Source organism: Microbispora sp. CL1-1 (assembly GCF_012034195.1).
In the GTDB taxonomy this organism is placed as follows: Bacteria; Actinomycetota; Actinomycetes; order Streptosporangiales; family Streptosporangiaceae; genus Microbispora.
Genome location: NZ_JAATEK010000008.1, coordinates 24,250 through 41,767, shown reverse-complemented (window position 1 = coordinate 41,767; position 17,518 = coordinate 24,250). Strand labels below are relative to the sequence as shown.

Here is a 17,518-nt window from a genome sequence, read left to right as displayed (position 1 = left end):
GCGGTTCGAAAACGGGCCCGGTTCACACCGCTGTGAAGCGGACCTCGCGGGTGGCGGGGTCCGCGCGCGTGAGCCGTACGGGGACGCGCTCGCCGAGCGGCAGGTGGTCGCCGTCGCAGCGGGCGATGACGGCGGGCTCGGTGACCTGCACCTGCCCGCCCGGCTTCCCGTCGGTGACGTCGACGACGACCGCCTCGAAGACCTCGCCGATCCTGGGGCGCAGCACGGCCGCCTCGACCAGGTCCACGCAGGCCCGCTCCACCGCGCCGGCCCGCCTGCCGCCCATCGCCATCTGCTCCGGCAGCTCGGGCAGCGCTGCCGCGACCTGCTCGGGAACCGGGCGGCCCGCGGCCACGGCCAGGCAGACCTCGGTGGCGAACCGGTCGACGAGCCGCCGCAGCGGCGCGGTGACGTGCGCGTACGGCGCGCCCATGGCGGCGTGCAGCGCGTGGCCGGGCGGCGTGCCGTCGAACGCGACGTAGGCCGCGCCGCGCAGCAGCACCGTCGACTCGTGCAGGAAGGCGGCATGGCCGGGGATCTTCGGGTCGAGCCCGTGCACGACCTCGGCGTACGACGTGCCGTCGGGCCAGGGCACGCCGAGCGCGGCGGCGACCCTGCGGACCTTGCCGACGTCCTGCGGGCCCGCCTCGGGGAGCACCCGCAGCACGCCGACGCCCGCGTCCAGCATCATCCGGGCCGCCGCCATGCCGGTGAGCAGCGAGATCTGGGCGTTCCACGCCTCGCAGGGGAGATTGGTGCGAAACTCCACCCGATAGCCGCCGTCGCTGTCGGGGATCACCTGTTGCTCGGGGGTCGGCAGGGACAGCCCGCCCCTGGCCCGCTCCCGTTCCAGCCGCAGCGGCCCCACCTCGGCCAGCAGCGCGAGCGTCCCCTCCGCCCGGCCGGTGTCCACGGCGGCCTGGACCGTCTCGTAGTCGAGCCGTTCCCGGCTGCGCACCAGCGCGCGGCGCAGGTCCACCGCCTCGATCTCCCCGTCGGGCCCGAGGTCGAGCCGCCACAGGGCCGCGGGGCGGGTCTGTCCGGGCAGCAGGCTGGCCGCGCCCTCCGACAGGACCGGCGGGTGCAGCGGCACGCGTCCGTCGGCCATGTAGACGGTCTCGGCGCGGACCCGCGCCTCGGCGTCGATCGCCCCGCCGGGCCGGACGAACGCCGCGACGTCGGCGATCGCGTACCACACGCGGTAGCCCGTCCCGCGCCGCTCGATGCACAGCGCCTGGTCGAGGTCCATCGAGCCGGGCGGGTCGATGGTGATCAGCGGCAGGCCGGTGTGGTCCTCCCGCCGTGCGGCGGCGGCCGCCGCGGCCCGCTCGGCCTCCTCCCGTACGGAGGCGGGGAAGCCGTCCGGCAGGTGGAACTCGCCGCGGATGCGGGTGAACCCTGCTTCCACTGCGCGGCGGAGCCCGTCCGCGGTGTCCGGGAGGCGGATCGTCGTGTACGGCACGCGATCAACCTACCCGAGTGCGGACATACCAGGATGTAAACGACCTGCGGAGGTCGCGCCACAGATACCGGCGGGCCGGGCTGTACAGGAGCTGGTCCTGCCCTGCCGCAGGCGGGCACCAGGCCGCGTGGACCGTCCTGGGCTGGTCGGCATCCGGCAGGGGTTCCGGCTGAACGGCGCGGGACAGCGGAGGAGCAGGTCACGCGCCGGACCGAAGCATGGTGCGGTGTCTGCGGACCGCGTCACGGTTCGCGCAGCGTGGTGAACAGTAACGCTGCCTTCCGCTACGGGAGGTATCGGCGTAGATGAGGTTACACTCGGCCAGCCTGCACCTGCCCAGCCGGTGCATTCCGCGGCCGACCAGATGCAGCGCCGTTCCGACGAAGATGAGTGAGTCGAGCATCTCGATGAAGGACGTCTCGTCGGCGCGGTAGTGCAGGTGCCACCCGTCGCCCGCGTGATCGGTGAGCCGGGGGTAGGCGGCCGCCGCAGCCAGCCGGCGATTGACCAGATCGGCGCGTGCCCACTCGTCGGCGGCGTCCACGATCCGCTCCCAGTCGCGCAGCAGCGCGATCACCCGGCCGAGATCCTCCACTTCGACCGCCTGGTCGATGATCAGTCCGGCCTCGGTGCACCTGCGTACCAGTTCCCCGACGGTGACGGGCTTCCTGTTGGCCAGGTCCACGGCGAGGGCGACCGCCTGGCTGCCGTAAGGGTTCAAATGCACAATGGCATTACAACATACTTGTCCCATGGTCGGACAGCAGGCGCATGACTGGACCGAGGCATCCCGCCATCGCACGTCCCAGGGATGGGTCGTCTACAGACGCTGCGTCTGCAGTCTGTGGCAGGTCGTCGTCGAACCCGGTTCCGGGCAGCCGGTATGGCTGGGCGGCCGGCAACGCGGCGGCCCTGGTGAACACGGGCACAGCGAACGCGCAAAAGGGTTCCCCGCCAGGGTGAAACGCCCTTAAAGGTCCTTCCCGGCCTGCGCTCGCTGCGGGAAGGCAGTGGCCTCCGTTATTCGCAGGAATTATGGATTGTCAAATTGTCCCTTATTTCACGCGCATTGACAATGCATCCTGACTTTTGCATCATTCTTCTATTTGTTGCGACGAATGGGGGTCGCCGGGTCCCTCCGTGACCGGGCCGGGCCGATATGGAGATCCCCGATCCGCCGCCAGGATGGTCAGGTGGACGACATACCAAGGGTGGTCATGCCGAATCTGCGAGCAAGCAACAGGACCCTGATACTCGGTTGTGCCTCGACCGGGGAGAAATTCACGCCGGACAATCACCGGCACCCCATCCCATAGAGCGCCTTCCCCTCGGCGACGGTGGCGAGCGGTGACGTTTTGATGGTGGCACCCGAGCAGATTTCGTCCAGAATTGGATCGCCGGTGGGGCGATGATGAGGTGGAGTGGGTGCAGCTGGTGCGCAGCCATGCGATGACGCGATACGCGATCGAGCATCCGGAGTTGCGCCTGGGCGCTTCCGGGCAACTGAACGTCATATTGCTCTTCGGGTTTTCGCCACGGTTGCCCTTTCCGCAGGACTACGCGGGATTCCGGCGGGTCGTCACCGCCGCGAAGAGCCTCGAGTACGACCTCGCCGAGCCCGGTGTGAAGAAGCGGCACGTCACCGTCACCGTCGGGGCGGCGGTCATGCCCCAGCATGCCCTCCAGCACGTCAAGGAACTGGACGTCGGCCCGCGGCGCGGCACCCGCATGTGCGCGCTGCGCCGTCTTGCCGCCTACGCCTCGCAGCCGGACAGCCAGGTCGACGTGCTCCGCGTCGGCATGGAGGACACGCCATACGCCGTGGACGGCCGCGGGCAAGTGCGCTTGTCGGACAACATCGAACTGCTCGGTATGGCCATCGAAGAACTGCGGGCCAACGGGGCCACGCCGGAGCTCGACCATGAACTGATCTTCGAACGGATGGGCCTCAACGCGGTCAGGGACAACCTCCTCTCCCTTCAGCGGCAGCGTCCGCTGGGTGAGCCCACGGTCGAGGCGCCGGCGCTGGCGATCCGGGGATGAGCGTCGACACACTCAGTGGCCCGACCGGGGGCTACCGCTGGATGATCTTGCTCGTCGCGACCGTCGCCCAGACCTCCGCCTGTTTCCTCGTCCAGGGGATCGGCGTGATCGGCGCCTTCGTCCAGCGTGACCTGCACCTCACCACCGCCCAGGTGGGCCTGCTCATCTCCGCGGCCCAACTGGTCCCGGTCGTCGGACTCCTCGTGGCCGGTGAACTGCTGGACCGCCACAGCGAACGCCTGGTCGTCGGAGGCGGCACCCTGATCGTGGCCCTGGCTCTTCTGGGCGCGAGTCTCGCACCCGGATACCTGGCGCTGCTGCTGTTCCTCATCGTCGTCGGAGCCGGGTACAGCACGGCCCAGCCGGGCGGGAGCAAGTCGATCGCCCGCTGGTTCGCCACGTCACAGCGGGGTTTCGCGATGGGCATCCGGCAGGCCGGGCTCCCACTGGGAGGGGCGCTGTCGGCGGCGATCCTGCCTTCCTTTGCGAACGGCCTGGGCTGGCGCTCGTCGTTGGCGGCCGGCGGGCTCGTCGCCCTGCTCGGTGCCGCGGTGTTCCTCGTCTTCTACCGGACTCCACCGGGGTCGGCACACGACAACCGCTCCTCGGCGCGCTCACCGCGGGCCGGGACGGCGGCACGCCTTTCCGTCCTACGCGACAGGTCGATGACGAACATCATGGTCTCCGGACTCAGCCTGATCTCGGTTCAGTACGGAATCCTGATCTTCACCGTGCTCTACCTGCACGAAGCGGGTGGAATGACGATCGAGCGGGCGGCGCTGCTCCTGTTCGCCGCGCTGGCCGCCGGCGTGGCGGGACGCGTCGTGCTCGCGCTCTGGAGCGATCGCGCCCGGTCCGGGCGGTACTTCCCGGTCCTGATCTGCATGGGCGCGGTGGTCGTCGGGCTTGTGCTGCTGATGATCGTTCCTCTGGACTCGACTCCTGTCGTCGCGTCGCTCGTCGCCTGGCTCGGGTTCTTCGGATTCGGCTGGTATGGCCCCTGGGTGGCCTACACCGCCGAGATCGCGCCGCCGTGCAAGACGGGCTTCGCCCTCGGCCTGGCGATGGCGGTGAACCAGGTCGCGGTGATCGTGGCGCCTCCCGCCCTGGGTCTGCTCAAGGACACCACCGGCAGTTATCTGCCGGGTTGGGGCACCCTGGCGGCGATCGCGCTGCTCGCGCTGATCGCCACGGCGCGGCGGGCGCGCACGGGCCACCGGCCGGCCTGAACGACACACGCAGATCCCCCATTCGAATGGGAGTCTCAATGGCTTACGTGATCGCTGAACCGTGCGTCGACGTCCTCGACCGGGCGTGCGTCGACGAATGCCCCGCCGACTGCATCTACGAGGGGCGGCGCATGATGTACATCCATCCGCTGGAGTGTGTCGACTGCGCCGCCTGCGAGGCGGTCTGCCCGGTCGACGCGGTCTTCTACGAGAACGACGTCCCCGATGAGTGGTCGGTCTACACGCGGGCCAACGCGGAGTTCTTCGCCCAGCTCGGCACGCCCGGTGGGGCGAGCACGGTCGGCAGTCTCGGCAGAGACGTCGAGCCGGTCATCGGGCTTCCCCCGAACCCGGCGCGGCTCCCCGAAGCGCCATGACGATCACGCATCCGCGGGAGGCGCGGACGGCCACCACCGCGGTTTTCCGGACCCCGGCCCTGCTCCGGATGACGGGCCCCGCCTTCGTGGCGGCCGTCGCCTACGTCGACCCGGGAAACGTGGCCGCGAACATCACGGCGGGGGCACGTCACGGCTACCTGCTCCTATGGGTGCTGGCAGGCGCGAACATCATGGCGATGCTCGTGCAGTACCTGTCCGCCAAACTCACCATCGCCACCGGGGCCACCCTGCCCGAGATCTGCGCACGGCGCCTGCGCCGTCCGGCCCGCCTTGCGATGTGGGCTCAGGCGGAGACCGTGGCCATCGCCACCGACCTCGCTGAGGTCGTGGGGGGCGCCGTCGCGCTGCACCTGCTCTTCGGGACCCCTCTCGTCGCCGGCGGCCTCATCACCGGAGCGGTGTCCTGGGTGATGCTCGTGGTGCAGTCACGGCGGGGACAGCGGCGATTCGAAGCCGTCGTCATCGCCCTGCTCGCAGTGATACTCGTCGGGTTCGTCTTCACCGCCTTCGACGGCGGTGTCTCTCTCGACGGCCTCGTCTCAGGGCTTGTCCCCGGACTCTCCGGCACCGACAGCCTGTTCCTTTCGTGTGGCATCCTTGGCGCGACGGTGATGCCGCACGCGATCTATCTGCACGGTGCGCTGCTGAGGGACCGGCACGGCGAGCCCCGCGGTCGCGGTCGCGAGCTGCTGCGGGCCACCCGGCTCGACGTACTGACCGCGATGGGCCTGGCCGGCATGGTGAACGCGGCCATACTGGCCATCGGCGCCGCCGCGCTCAGCCCCGCCGTCGGCGCCTCTCTGGAGGGGGCGTACAGAGGCCTCGCCGCCGGTCTGGGCCAGGTGCCGGCGGCATTCTTCGCCCTCGCCCTGCTGGCCTCGGGGTTGGCGGCGACCTCCGTCGGCACCTATGCCAACACGGTGATCGCGGAGGGCTTCCTGGGCCGCTGGTCGTCCTTGTCCATGCGTCGTCTGGCCACCCTGGTTCCCGCGATGGCCGTACTCGCCGCCGGCGCCGAACCCGGACGTGTCCTGGTGATCTCGCAGGTCGTGCTGAGCTTCGGGATCCCGTTCGCGCTGTGGCCGCTGGTGATGTTCACACACCGGCGCGACCTGATGGGCCGCCTGGTCAACCGGCCCGTCACCACGGTGTGCGCGGCGGCCTGCGCCTCCGCCGTCACGGTGCTGAACTGCGCTCTCGTTTGGTACGAGACAGCCGGATGACGCAGCGGCCGATGGCCGCGCACCGCGCGGCCGGCTGTGCCGTCGAAGCCGCGGGGCCCGCGCGGGTCGGCGGCATCGAGGCGGCGGCCTGGGTAACCGACTGACCGGCTGACGAGGTAACACTCGGCGACGAGCTGCTTGCCTGTCACGAGGGTGCGGGTGGGTGGCAGCGACGCGCCCGCTCGCATCCGGCCGGCCCGGATGCGGGCGCGGATGGACGTCTCGATCTGCCGGTGCCCGCGTCTACCACAGGGCGGCGAGCAGGCGATTGAGCGGGCTGTCGAGGCCGTACTTCTCCGACAGCGCGACCAGCCGCTCGGGGTCGCGCGGCGCGGTGGGCAGCGTGATGTCGACGTCCGGGACGGGGGCGTCGTGGGCCACCCGGACCACGGCGGGGGCGACCTCCAGGTAGTCGCGGGCGGCGGCGAGCTTGTTGCGCGCGCCCGCGGGGAAGCCGTCGGTGCTCCCGTCGTCCAGCGCGGCGAGCAGCGCGGACAGCGACCCGAAGCGAGTGATGAGGGCCGCCGCAGTCTTCTCGCCGATGCCGGCGACACCGGGCAGGCCGTCGCTCGGGTCGCCGCGCAGCGTCGCGAAGTCGGCGTACGCCCGGCCCGGGATGCCGTACTTCTCCCGGACGAACGCCTCGTCGATGATCTGGAGGTTGCGGATTCCCCTTACTGTGTAAAGGGCGCGGCAGGGCTTCTCGTCGTCGACGAGCTGGAACAGGTCGCGGTCGCCGGTGACGATGTCCACGGCGCCGGTCGCGGCGGTCGCGTAGGTGCCGATCACGTCGTCGGCCTCGTATCCGGCGACGCCGACGCGGGCGATGCCGAGCGCGTCGAGCACCTCCTCGATGACCGGGACCTGCGGGGCCAGCGTGTCCGGCACCTCCTCCTCGTCGCCGCTCGCCACCCGGTGCGCCTTGTAGGACGGGATCGCGGCCACCCGGAACGCCGGCCGCCAGTCGGCGTCCATACAGGCCACGATCTGGGCGGGAGAGTGCTGCCGGACCAGGGTGGCGATCATGTCGAGGAGCCCGCGCACCGCGTTGACCGGCATGCCGTCCGGCGAGGTCACCGACTCCGGGATCCCGTAGAAGGCGCGGAAGTACAGCGACGGGGTGTCGAGAAGCATCAGCACCCTGCCATTGTCACGCCTGTCAGGCGCGCTGCGGACCCTCTTCGGTCACCGCCACGGCCAGCAGGCAGGTGTCGTCCTCGGGGTTGGGGCCGCCGATGGCCTCAAGCAGGCGGTCGAGGCCCGCGTCGAGGTCCGCTCCGGCCGTGCCGAGCCCGGTCGTCACGGCCGCGTCCAGGATGAGGGACACCCCGGCGCCGATGTCGCGCGAGCGGCGCTCGACCAGGCCGTCGGTGAACATCAGCAGCAGGTCGCCGGGCTCGAGGCGGACGTCGGCCACCCCGTACGGCAGGCTCGACGTCGCCCCGAGCACGACCCCCCGGGGCGCCCCGAGCTGGCGCGCGCCCCCGCGACGCACCAGGATCGGGGCGGGGTGGCCCGCCTGTGCCCACGTGAAAAGGCGGGTCGCCGGATCGAAGTGGCCGCACACCGCCGTCGCGGTCGTGTCGTCCAGCCGGGTGAGGACGAGGGTGTTCAGCCACGTCAGCAGCCTGCCGGGGCAGGCGCCCGTCATGCTCAGGCCGAGCAGCGCGTGACGAAGCTGGGCCATCTCGGCGATCGCGGGCAGGCCGTGCCCCGACACGTCGCCCACCGCGAGGAACATGCGCCCGTCGGGCAACGGCGCGGCGTCGTACCAGTCCCCTCCGAGGCTCGACGCGCGGCCCGCCGGGACGTAGCGGACCGCGATCCGGGCGTAGGGCAGGTCGATCGACGCGCCGGGCTCGGGCAGGATCGCCTCCCGCAGTGCCAGGGTGACCCGGCGCTCCTCGGCCACGCGGTCCCGGCGCTCCGCCCACCGCCGTCCGGCCAGGTCCTGGATCATGCCGTTCTGGATCATGCGGGTGCCGGCGGGGACGGCGCCGGGCGTGGTGCCCGGATCGCGGTCGTCCGCGGGGGGAAGGGCGGGCCTCGTGCCGCCCACTACGCCGACCATTTGTCTCGCTCTCGATGTTGCTCTTGCACTTGCCGTACGGACGATCTGTGATCGTCCTGACGCGGAGCGTAGCAGTCTCGCATCCACCCAGGGGTTGCTTTTCTTCTATGGCGTGGGATAAGCCAGAGCCCAGCGGAGCTCGCCCGCGTGGCGGCTGTGGTACACGCACCTGCGTACGTCGTCTGATGCGGTGCTGGTTAGATTGGTCGCGTGACAACGACGTCCTTGGAGCCCTCCGACCTGTATCCCACGACCCGTCCCGCCGCGGTGAGCGAGGCCGTCGAACGCGCGGGCCTCGACGCGCTGCTGCTGACGCCGGGCCCCGACCTGCGCTACGTGACCGGCTATGACGCGCTGCCGCTGGAGCGGCTGACCTGCCTGGTCGTGCCGGCGTCCGGCGAGCCGTTCCTGATGGTGCCGCGCCTGGAGCTGCCGGCCGCCGAGCACTCGCCCGCCTCCCGGCTCGGCATCGAGTTCGTCGCGTGGGACGAGACCGAAGACCCGTACGCCGAGGTGGCCCGCCGCCTGGGCCCGGTGGCCAGGGTCGGGCTCGCCGACCGCATGTGGGCGATGCAGTCACTGCGGTTCCGCGCGGTCATGCCCGAGGCCGAGCAGGTGCTCGCCGGGAGCGTGCTGCGTGACCTGCGCATGCGCAAGTCGCCCGCGGAGAAGGCGGCGCTCGCGGAGGCGGGCGCGGCCATCGACGCCGTGCACAACCTGGTGCCCCAGTTTCTGAAGGCCGGGCGCACCGAGCGCGAGGTCGGCAAGGACATCGCGGAAGCGATCATCGACTCGGGACACGCCCGGGTCGACTTCGTGATCGTGGGCTCGGGCCCGAACGGCGCCAGCCCGCACGCCGAGCTGAGCGACCGCGTCATCCGGCCCGGTGAGCCCGTCGTGGTCGACATCGGCGGCGTCATGCCGAGCGGCTACTGCTCGGACTCCACGCGCAACTACTGCGTGGGCGAGCCCCCGGCCGACTATGTGGCCTACTACGAGGTGCTCAAGCGCGCCCAGGAGGCCGCCTGCGCCCACGTCAGGCCCGGCGTGACCTGTGAGTCGGTGGACGCCGCCGCCCGCGAGGTGATCACCGAGGCGGGGTACGGCGAATACTTCGTCCACCGCACCGGGCACGGCATCGGCCTGGAGACCCACGAGGAGCCGTACATCGTCGCGGGCAACACCGAGGAGCTGCGGCCCGGGTTCGCGTTCTCCGTCGAGCCGGGCATCTACCTGCCCGGACGGCACGGCGCCCGGATCGAGGACATCGTCGTCTGCGGCGAGACCGCCGGAGAGCGGGTGAACCACACGACCAGGGACCTGGTCGTCGTGGACTGATGCCCGCGATCGTGCTCTGCGCCGCGCCGGCCCGCTCTGGCAGAGTGATGATCACGACTGCCGGATCGGAGGACGCATGACGCACGAGGGCATCGACGAGGGCATGGACGATCCCCGCGCCCAGGCCGAGGGCGAGGTCAGCATGGCGCGGCTGGCTCTGGCCGACGGGGAGACCGGGCACGCCGCCGGGCACGTCGCGGCGGCGCTGGCCTGCGACCCCGCCCTGCCCGAGGCGCACGAGATGCTGGCGCGGCTGCTGGCCGGGCCGGGCGGCGGACCGGACCTGTTCCCCCTGGACGAGCCGGTCTTCCTCGGCACCGCGCTGGCCCGCGCCCACGCGCTGGCCGCGCGGGGCGAGCACGTGCCCGCGCTGCGCCTGCTGATCTCGGTGCAGCGGCACGAGCCGGAGGGACGCTGGGCGCACGTCCCGTGGGTGCTCGACCCCGAGCTGCCCGGGCGGATCCCGCCCGGCGACCTGTGCTCGCTCGTCTCGCTGCTGGCCTCCGGGCTGCCCGGCACCGTGCCGGAGGACGGCCGCGAGGCGCTGGCGCCGTACGTCGCCCTGGTGCGGGGCGGGCTGCGCGCCCACCCGGACGACGCGTCGCTGCTGTGGCTGGCCTCGCTCCTCCTGCGCCGGGTGGGGGAGGCGGAGGAGGCGGCGGACCTGGCCGCCCGCTCCTACGCGCTCACGCCGTCCTTCCAGGCCGCCCTGGCCGAGGGATACGCCTGCCGCGACCTGCAGCGGTGGCCCGAGGCCGAGCGGGCCATGGTGCGGGCGCTGGAACACGACCCCGCCAACCTGGCCCTGTACACCGACATCGGCGAGATGCTGCACAGCAGCGGCCGCCCGGAGGAGGGCCTGGAGTGGGTGGAGCGCGCGCTGCGGCGCGAGCCCAGGCACCCGAACGCCTATCCGGCCGCCTGCGGCATGCGCTTCGAGCGCGACGGGGACGTCCGCCATCTGGTGGAGCTCGCCGACCACCTGCGCGACGACCCCGGCAACGAGCACGGCGACGCGGTGCTCGGCGAGCACTGCGGGCTGCGCCTGTGGCTGGGCCGCGTCCCCGGCCCCACGGAGTCGGTGATCGACGTGCTCTACCAGGTGGTGGAGCAGGAGGACGTCCCGGTCGGCGGCGCGCTCACTGTCTCCGCCCCCGAGCCGCCCAGCGCGCTGCTCGCCTTCTCGCTGGTCGTGCCCGGCTTCGAGGTGACGGTCGCCGACGCGCCGCAGCCCGACGCGCGGCTGACCGTGCCCGAGGTGTACGGCCACGGCCCGGTGCGGAGCGTGGTCCGGCGGGTGTGGCGTTATGAGGACATGACGGCCGTGCCCGCCGTGCCGCCGCCGTCCGGGGAGGCGCAGGAGGCCGTCGCCGCCGTCGCGGCGCTGCGCTGGCCGCACCTGCCGGCCGCCTACGACCACGCCGTGCGCCTGTCGGGCCTGTCTCTCGACGATCTGCTCGGCGTGCTCGCCCACCCGCCCCTGTCGCCGTACGGCGAGCCCGCGGCCGTGCCGCTGTGGATCAGGCAGGTCCAGGCGTGGGCCTGCCTTGGCATCGCCCACCACCAGGCCGGCCAGGCGTGGGCGGAGTCCGAGCGCAGGAGCGTGCTGACCGACCTGGCGTACGGGCCGGAGGACTGGGTGACCGAGGCGGCCCTGCTGGGGATGATCGCCACGGCCTGGGTGGACCCGGACGCGCGCGGCGACGTGGCCGAGCTGGTGGCCTGGCGCTACCTGGCCGCCGTGGAGGCGTCGAGGACGCGGCCCGTGACGATCCTGGGCTCGCTCGCCGCGCTCGTGACGGCGACTCCCGGCGTGCACCCCGACGTGAGGGCGCTGGCCGCTGATGCGTGATCTCGGGCGCCTGCCGCCGGTCCTGGTTGGGTGGCATTTCGGTGGCTTCGGGACGAGACGGTCCTGGGCGGCGCTACCGTTGCTGGGGTGGAGGAGATCGATCGCCGAATCGTCACGCTGCTGGCGACTGACGGCCGGATGAGCTTCACCGATCTGGCCAAGGAGACCGGGCTGTCGGTCTCCGCGGTGCACCAGCGGGTCCGCAGGCTGGAAAAGCGTGGTGTCATCCGCGGATACGCCGCTCTCGTCGACTACGACGAGATCGGGCTTCCGCTGACCGCGTTCGTCTCGATCAAGCCGATCGACCCTTCCGCCCCGGACGACGCGCCGGAGCGGTTGAGCCATCTGACCGCCATCGAGGCGTGTCACAGCGTCGCGGGTGATGAAAGTTACATTCTCAAGGTCCGCGTCGCCTCCCCGCTGGCGCTGGAGGAGCTCCTCCAGCAGATCCGCGCGTCGGCCAACGTCAGCACGCGCACGACCGTCGTCCTGAGCACGCCGTACGACTACCGCTCCCCGGTGATCGAGAAGGAGCCGGAGGCGGACGCCGCGGAGGGCTGAGAATTCCCGTCCTCCCGGCCGCCGTCCTCCCGGAGGAAGTGCGCGCGCACCCTCGCGTACGCCTCGGGGGGCGCGCCGAGGCGGTCGAGGCCGAGCAGGGCGGCGCCCACGATCGGCGGCACGTCGGCGATGACGAGCCGGGCGAGCGGCGCGCGTTCGGCGTAGCGCCGTTCGATCAGCGACGTCAGCAGGGGATGCCGGGCGGTCAGCACGCCGCCGCCGAGCACGACCTCGCAGGGCGCGGCGAGCAGGCCGAGCCGCCGCATGGCGACGACGCCGAGCAGCGCGATCTCCTCGGCCTGCCGCTCCACCAGCGACCCGGCGACCGCGTCGCCGTCCGCGGCGGCCGCGAGCAGGGGCGGCACGAGGGCGTGCAGCCGGTCGGCCGGCAGGTCGCCGACGTGCAGCCCGATGACGGCCTCCTCGACCGTGGCGGTGCCGAAGCAGGCGCGCACGACCTCGGTGAGCACGGTCGCGGGGCCGCGGCCGTCCTCGGCGCGCACGGCGTGCCAGAAGGCCTCCTCGCCCAGATGCTGCCCGCCGCCCCAGTCGCCGCTGACGCGGCCCAGCGCAGGAAACCGGGCGATCCGCCCGGCAGGGGAGACCCCCACCGCGTTGATCCCCGCGCCGCAGACGACGGCCACGCCCCAACCGGTGGACGACCCGGCCCGCAGCAGGGCGAAGGTGTCGTTGCCCACGGCGACGTCGGCGGCGTAGCCGCGGGTCAGCAGCTCGGCCCGCAGTACCTCCTCCTCCACCGGCAGGTCCGCGCCCGCGAGGTAGGCCGCGACGTGGTCGGCGTACGGCGGCGTGGCGGCATCGCCGGCGAGGGCGCGCCGCACGGTCCGGCCGATCACCTCGACCGCGGCGGCGGCACCGGCGCTCTGCGGCAGGAACGCGGGCCCCCGCGCCGTGGCGAGCACCGTGCCGTCCTCGCGGACGAGGGCGACGTCGGTCTTGCTGTTGCCGCCGTCCACCGCCAGCACCGTGCGCGGCGCGGTCACCGCGCCACCGCCCACGGCAGGAAGGCGCGGTTGGCCTCCACGAGGCGCGCGGCGAGGCCGTCGGCGAGGGACGCCTGCCCGACCAGCGGATGGGCCAGCAGCGCGTCCCTGACGCGGTCCTCGCCGCCGTCCAGGGCCGCCTCCAGGGCCAGCGACTCGTACGCCGACACGTGGGCGATCAGGCCCCGGTAGAGCGGCTCCACGGGCTCGACGGGCAGCGGGACGGCCCCGGCGGCTCCCACGGCGGCCGGCACCTCGATCACCGCGTCGTCGTCGAGGAACGGCAGCGTGCCGTTGTTGCGGGTGTTGACGACCTGCACGTCCCCGCGGTCGCCCATGAGCGAGGCGACCAGGGCGACGGCGGCCTCCGAGTAGAAGGCGCCGCCGCGCTTGTTCAGCAGGTCGGGCTTGGTGTCCACGGCCGGGTCGGCGTACATCTCCAGCAGAGCCGACTCCATCGCCGCGACCTCGGCCGCCCGCGACGGCGAGGTGCGCTGCTCGGCCACCACGCGGTCGTGCTCGTAGAAGTACCGCAGGTAGTACGACGGCACGGCGCGCAGGTGGCGGACCAGCTCCACCGGCAGGCCGACCGACTCGGCGATGCCCTCGCCGTGCTCGTCCAGCAGGCGGGGCAGCACGTCCACGCCGTCGAGCAGGACCGACCGCTCCCACGTGAGGTGGTTGAGCCCGACGTGACCGAGCGCGATCCGCTCGGGGGCCACGCCGAGGAGGGCGGCGAAGCGGCGCTGGAAGCCGATGGCCACGTTGCACAGGCCGATGGCCCGGTGCCCGGCGTCGAGCAGCGCCCGGGTGACGATGCCGACGGGGTTGGTGAAGTCGACGATCCACGCGCCGGGCGCGTGCGCGCGCACCTTCTCGGCGATGTCGAGCACCACCGGCACGGTCCGCAGGGCCTTGGCGAGGCCCCCCGCGCCCGTGGTCTCCTGCCCGACGCAGCCGCACTCCAGCGGGAGGGTCTCGTCGACGTTCCTGGCGGCCTGGCCGCCCACGCGCAGCTGGAGCAGCACCGCCGCGGCCCCGGCGACGCCGTCCTCCACGCGATTGGAGGTGGTCAGCGCGGCGGGATGCCCGGCGCGGGCGAGCATCCGCCGGGCCATCCCGCCGACCGTCGCGAGCCGGCGCTCGTCGGGGTCGACGAGCGCGATCTCCGACAGCGGCAGCTCCCCGCGCAGGCGGGCGAAACCGTCGATCAGCTCCGGCGTGTACGTGGAACCGCCCCCGACAACGGCCAGCTTCATTTGACTCCCGTCAGCTTGACGCCCTCGATGAAGACCTTCTGGGCGAAGAAGAACACGATGATCACCGGGGCCATGGCCAGCAGTGTGGCGGCCATCGTGAGGTTCCACTGCACGCGGTGCACCGACCGGAACGCCGCAAGCCCCAGCGACAGCGTCCAGTTGTCCAGGTCGGTCCCGGCGTACAGCAGGGGTCCGTAGTAGTCGTTCCAGCAGTAGAAGAACTGGAAGAGGGCGACGGCGGCGATGGCCGGGCGGGCCATCGGCAGGACCACCCGCACGAGCGTGCGGAACTCGCCGCAGCCGTCGACCTTCGCCGCGTCGGAGTACTCGCGCGGGATCGTCACGAGGAACTGGCGCAGCAGGAAGATCGAGAACGCGTCGCCGAGCAGCATCGGCAGGATCAGCGGCCACAGCGTGCCGGTCAGGTGGAAGCGGGCCCAGATCAGGTAGATCGGCACGGCCACGACCTGCGGCGGCAGCATCATCATGGTGATGACCAGCAGGAACGCCAGCCGCCGCCCGCGGAAGCGGAACCGCGCCAGCGCGTACGCCACGGGGATCGACGACACCAGCATGAACGCGGTGGCGAGCACCGAGTAGAGCAGCGTGTTGCGGATCCAGGTCAGCAGCGGCGCCTTCTCGAAGATCTCGGCGAAGTTGTCCCAGTTCCAGGTGTGCGGCCACAGCTCGGAGGTGAGCGCCTGATGGTCGGTCATCAGGGCCGTGAGCGCGATGAACACCAGCGGGCCGAGGAACATCAGCGCGAGCGCGATGGCCAGCGCGTGCCGGGCGACCCACAGCAGCGCGGTCCGTCTCGCCGTCGGGGTCACGATTCCTCCTCGGTGAAGCGGAACTGCCGCAGCAGGATGAGCGTGAACACCATCGACACCGCGAACAGCACCAGCGCGAGCACGCACGCGTAGCCCATCGCGTAGTCGCGGAAGCCCTGCTGGAACAGCCACTGGGGGAACGTCAGCGTGGACTGGTCGGGGTAGCCGGGGGTGAAGACCGACCCGGCCGAGTCGGTCGCGCCGGACGCGACCCGGGCGGCGACCTCGGCCTGGGTGAAGTACTGCAGCGTCTGGATCACTCCGGTGACGGCGGCGAACATCAGCACCGGCCGGATCACCGGCAGCGTGATCGAGGTGAACTGCCGCCAGCCGTTCGCGCCGTCGATGGCCGCGGCCTCGTAGAGCTGTTTCGGCACGTCGAGCAGGGCGGCCATGAAGATGACCATCAGGTCGCCGACCGACCACAGGCCCAGCAGAGTCAGCCCCCACTTCGACCACGCCGGGTCGCCGAACCAGTCGGGCGCGGGCAGCCCGACCGCCGAGAGGATCGCGTCCACCGGCCCGGTGCCGGGGTTGAGCAGGAACACGAAGCCCAGCGTCCCGGCCACCAGCGGCACCAGGGCAGGCAGGTAGAAGATCGTGCGGTAGACCCCGGCGCCGGCCTTGATCCTGGTCACGAGCTGGGCGACGCCGAGGCCGAACAGCACCCGCAGCGGGACCATCACCACGACGAGCCACAGCGTGTTGCGGATCGCCGTCCAGGCCGCCTGGTCCTTGAAGAAGTACTCCCAGTTGAGCAGCCCGACGGGCTCCAGGGTGAACAGGTCGTACCGCTGGAAGGAGAAGTAGACCGTGGACAGCAGCGGGTAGACGAAAAAGATCGCGAACCCGGCGAGCCAGGGGGACAGATAGAGCAGGGCGCGCAGGTTGCCACGCATCGAAGGTCAGCCGCCCGCCGTGAGCTTGAGCTTCTCGTTGATCTTCTTGTCCACGTCGGCGAGCAGCGCGTCGAGGTCGGACGCGCGGCCCGACTCCCACTTGATCTGCGCCTCCTGCAGCGTCTGCTGGTTGAAGACGGAGTTGAGGTGGGCCGGCATCGTCGTGCTGCTGGGGTTGGCGAAGACGTCGAGGAAGGTCTGGAAGTTCGGGTCCTTCTTGAGGGCGGGCGACTGGAGTGCGGGCAGCGTGCTCGGCACGTTCCTGATCGCGTTAGACAGCGTCACCAGTGAGTCGGTGTCGGTGGTGAGATATTTCACCAGCTCCCAGGCGGCCTCCGGGTGCCCGGCGCCGCGCGGGACGCCGATGACGGTGCCGGTGATGTAGCCCGCGCCGTACCGCTGGGCCTGGTCGTCGGCCACCGGCAGCGGCGCGGTGCCGTAGTCGAGGCCGGGGGCGTCGGCGGCGAGCATGGCGGTGCGCCACTCGCCGTCGATGGCCATGGCGACCTTGCCCGTGTTGAACGGGTTCTCGGCCGACCACTCGTCGCCGAAGCTCTTGCGGAACTTCTCGAGCTTGTCGTAGCCGTACCAGTCGGTCAGGTCCTTCTGCCAGGTCATCAGCTTCTTCCACTGCGGGTCGGAGCCGATGGCCGAGGTGCCGTCGGGGTTGATCCACTTCGCGCCGACCATCACGCCGGTGTGGATGGGCGCGTTCTCGTACATCTGGCTCGTCGGGACGAACCCGGCGACCTTGATGTCGCCCTTGTCGTCCTTGACCGTCAGCGTCCTGGCGAGCTCGGCCAGCTCGCTCATCGTCTTCGGCGGCTCGTGGCCCTTCATCAGCGCCTTGTTGTAGTAGAGGCCGTACGTGTCGGCCAGCATGGGCATCACGCAGCGCTTGCCCTGATATTCCGTGTATTCGGCGATCACCTTGGGGAACAGCGTCGCCGGGTCGATGCCGCTCGCCTTCAGGTAGGGGTTGAGGTCCTGGAAGATCCCGGCCTTGCAGAACTGGGCGACGCTGTCGGTGGTGAACGACAAGGCCACGTCGGGCGGGTTGCCGCCGCGCACGGACTGCAGGATCTGGTCGTCCTGGACGGCCTTGGTCGCCTTGACCGTGATCCACGGGAACTTCTTCTGGAAGCCGGCGAGGGTCTCGTCGAACGCCTTGAGCTCGTTGTCGGCGCTGAAACCGTGCCAGAACTCGATGGTGACCGGCTCGTGGCTCGCCCCGCTCCGGGCCACTTCGGGCGGCCCGCTCTCGGTGCCCGCCGTACAGGCGGTGAGCGCGGCCAGCCCGGCCCCGACGGAGAGTGCCACGGGGAGGGAGAGAAGGCGTTTCATGGGGG

Annotated in this window: 16 protein-coding genes; 7 read left to right on the top strand and 9 right to left on the bottom strand. The window is 71.6% G+C overall.

The window, feature by feature from the left end; translation table 11 throughout:
• Positions 1–22: 22 nt before the first annotated feature.
• Both HCK04_RS12445 and HCK04_RS12440 read right to left on the bottom strand, forming a co-directional pair.
• Positions 23–1,462, bottom strand: coding sequence for an RNB domain-containing ribonuclease (locus HCK04_RS12445; protein ID WP_142647338.1), 1,440 nt, complete (start codon positions 1,460–1,462; stop codon positions 23–25).
• A gap of 199 nt (positions 1,463–1,661) precedes the next feature.
• Positions 1,662–2,189, bottom strand: coding sequence for a CGNR zinc finger domain-containing protein (locus HCK04_RS12440; protein WP_142647337.1), 528 nt, complete (start codon positions 2,187–2,189; stop codon positions 1,662–1,664).
• Positions 2,190–2,887: 698 nt separating this feature from the next.
• Between HCK04_RS12440 and HCK04_RS12435 the strand changes: the two genes are divergently transcribed.
• From HCK04_RS12435 to HCK04_RS12420, 4 genes are read left to right on the top strand one after another with little or no spacing between them, the layout of a single operon-like run.
• Positions 2,888–3,505, top strand: coding sequence for a hypothetical protein (locus HCK04_RS12435; RefSeq protein ID WP_185948963.1), 618 nt, complete (start codon positions 2,888–2,890; stop codon positions 3,503–3,505).
• Positions 3,502–4,734: an MFS transporter gene (locus HCK04_RS12430; protein WP_142647336.1), complete on the top strand. Its 1,233-nt coding sequence runs from the start codon at positions 3,502–3,504 to the stop codon at positions 4,732–4,734. Before HCK04_RS12435 ends, HCK04_RS12430 begins: the two co-directional genes overlap by 4 nt.
• Positions 4,735–4,772: 38 nt before the next feature.
• Complete coding sequence (fdxA, locus tag HCK04_RS12425) at positions 4,773–5,111, top strand: ferredoxin (protein WP_142647335.1); 339 nt, start codon at positions 4,773–4,775, stop codon at positions 5,109–5,111.
• A complete protein-coding gene (locus HCK04_RS12420) occupies positions 5,108–6,355 on the top strand; it encodes an Nramp family divalent metal transporter (protein ID WP_142647334.1) in 1,248 nt (415 codons plus the stop codon). The genes fdxA and HCK04_RS12420 overlap by 4 nt, the downstream gene beginning before the upstream one ends.
• A gap of 243 nt (positions 6,356–6,598) precedes the next feature.
• Here the strand turns inward: HCK04_RS12420 and HCK04_RS12415 are convergent, their stop codons facing one another.
• Both HCK04_RS12415 and HCK04_RS12410 read right to left on the bottom strand, forming a co-directional pair.
• Positions 6,599–7,489, bottom strand: a complete 891-nt coding sequence (locus tag HCK04_RS12415) for a 5'-3' exonuclease (protein ID WP_142647486.1) — start codon at positions 7,487–7,489, stop codon at positions 6,599–6,601.
• Between the two features lie 25 nt (positions 7,490–7,514).
• A complete protein-coding gene (locus HCK04_RS12410) occupies positions 7,515–8,426 on the bottom strand; it encodes a PP2C family protein-serine/threonine phosphatase (RefSeq protein WP_142647333.1) in 912 nt (303 codons plus the stop codon).
• Positions 8,427–8,636: 210 nt separating this feature from the next.
• Here HCK04_RS12410 and HCK04_RS12405 point away from each other — a divergent pair, with 210 nt between their 5' ends.
• The 3 genes from HCK04_RS12405 to HCK04_RS12395 all read left to right on the top strand — a co-directional run bounded on the left by HCK04_RS12405 (position 8,637) and on the right by HCK04_RS12395 (position 12,177).
• Positions 8,637–9,764, top strand: coding sequence for a Xaa-Pro peptidase family protein (locus tag HCK04_RS12405; RefSeq protein WP_260617221.1), 1,128 nt, complete (start codon positions 8,637–8,639; stop codon positions 9,762–9,764).
• 76 nt (positions 9,765–9,840) lie between these two features.
• Positions 9,841–11,616: a tetratricopeptide repeat protein gene (locus HCK04_RS12400; RefSeq protein ID WP_142647332.1), complete on the top strand. Its 1,776-nt coding sequence runs from the start codon at positions 9,841–9,843 to the stop codon at positions 11,614–11,616.
• Between the two features lie 87 nt (positions 11,617–11,703).
• Positions 11,704–12,177 (top strand): Lrp/AsnC family transcriptional regulator, encoded by a 474-nt coding sequence (locus tag HCK04_RS12395; RefSeq protein ID WP_142647331.1) that lies wholly within the window; start codon positions 11,704–11,706, stop codon positions 12,175–12,177.
• Here HCK04_RS12395 and HCK04_RS12390 read toward each other — a convergent pair.
• Genes HCK04_RS12390 through HCK04_RS12370 form a run of 5 tightly spaced genes read right to left on the bottom strand, consistent with a single transcriptional unit; the run spans position 12,123 to position 17,513 of the window.
• Positions 12,123–13,181 carry a BadF/BadG/BcrA/BcrD ATPase family protein gene (locus HCK04_RS12390; RefSeq protein WP_221889905.1) on the bottom strand — a complete coding sequence of 353 codons (1,059 nt, stop codon included), beginning with the start codon at positions 13,179–13,181 and terminating at the stop codon, positions 12,123–12,125. The two genes, HCK04_RS12395 and HCK04_RS12390, sit on opposite strands and share 55 nt — an antisense overlap.
• A complete protein-coding gene (locus HCK04_RS12385; RefSeq protein ID WP_142647330.1) occupies positions 13,178–14,440 on the bottom strand; it encodes a 6-phospho-beta-glucosidase in 1,263 nt (420 codons plus the stop codon). Before HCK04_RS12385 ends, HCK04_RS12390 begins: the two co-directional genes overlap by 4 nt.
• Positions 14,437–15,270: a carbohydrate ABC transporter permease gene (locus tag HCK04_RS12380; protein ID WP_142647329.1), complete on the bottom strand. Its 834-nt coding sequence runs from the start codon at positions 15,268–15,270 to the stop codon at positions 14,437–14,439. Before HCK04_RS12380 ends, HCK04_RS12385 begins: the two co-directional genes overlap by 4 nt.
• Positions 15,267–16,169, bottom strand: coding sequence for a sugar ABC transporter permease (locus HCK04_RS12375; RefSeq protein WP_142647328.1), 903 nt, complete (start codon positions 16,167–16,169; stop codon positions 15,267–15,269). Before HCK04_RS12375 ends, HCK04_RS12380 begins: the two co-directional genes overlap by 4 nt.
• Before the next feature lie 6 nt (positions 16,170–16,175).
• Positions 16,176–17,513 carry an ABC transporter substrate-binding protein gene (locus HCK04_RS12370; protein WP_142647327.1) on the bottom strand — a complete coding sequence of 446 codons (1,338 nt, stop codon included), beginning with the start codon at positions 17,511–17,513 and terminating at the stop codon, positions 16,176–16,178.
• Between the last annotated feature and the right edge of the window lie 5 nt (positions 17,514–17,518).

Coding starts and splice junctions, on each gene's coding strand:
- HCK04_RS12420 (WP_142647334.1), top strand. CDS start 5,108: ATGACGATCACGCATCCGCGGGAGGCGCGGACGGCCACCACCGCGGTT.
- fdxA (WP_142647335.1), top strand. CDS start 4,773: ATGGCTTACGTGATCGCTGAACCGTGCGTCGACGTCCTCGACCGGGCG.
- HCK04_RS12370 (WP_142647327.1), bottom strand. CDS start 17,513: ATGAAACGCCTTCTCTCCCTCCCCGTGGCACTCTCCGTCGGGGCCGGG.
- HCK04_RS12410 (WP_142647333.1), bottom strand. CDS start 8,426: ATGGTCGGCGTAGTGGGCGGCACGAGGCCCGCCCTTCCCCCCGCGGAC.
- HCK04_RS12430 (WP_142647336.1), top strand. CDS start 3,502: ATGAGCGTCGACACACTCAGTGGCCCGACCGGGGGCTACCGCTGGATG.
- HCK04_RS12400 (WP_142647332.1), top strand. CDS start 9,841: ATGACGCACGAGGGCATCGACGAGGGCATGGACGATCCCCGCGCCCAG.
- HCK04_RS12375 (WP_142647328.1), bottom strand. CDS start 16,169: ATGCGTGGCAACCTGCGCGCCCTGCTCTATCTGTCCCCCTGGCTCGCC.
- HCK04_RS12385 (WP_142647330.1), bottom strand. CDS start 14,440: ATGAAGCTGGCCGTTGTCGGGGGCGGTTCCACGTACACGCCGGAGCTG.
- HCK04_RS12415 (WP_142647486.1), bottom strand. CDS start 7,489: ATGCTTCTCGACACCCCGTCGCTGTACTTCCGCGCCTTCTACGGGATC.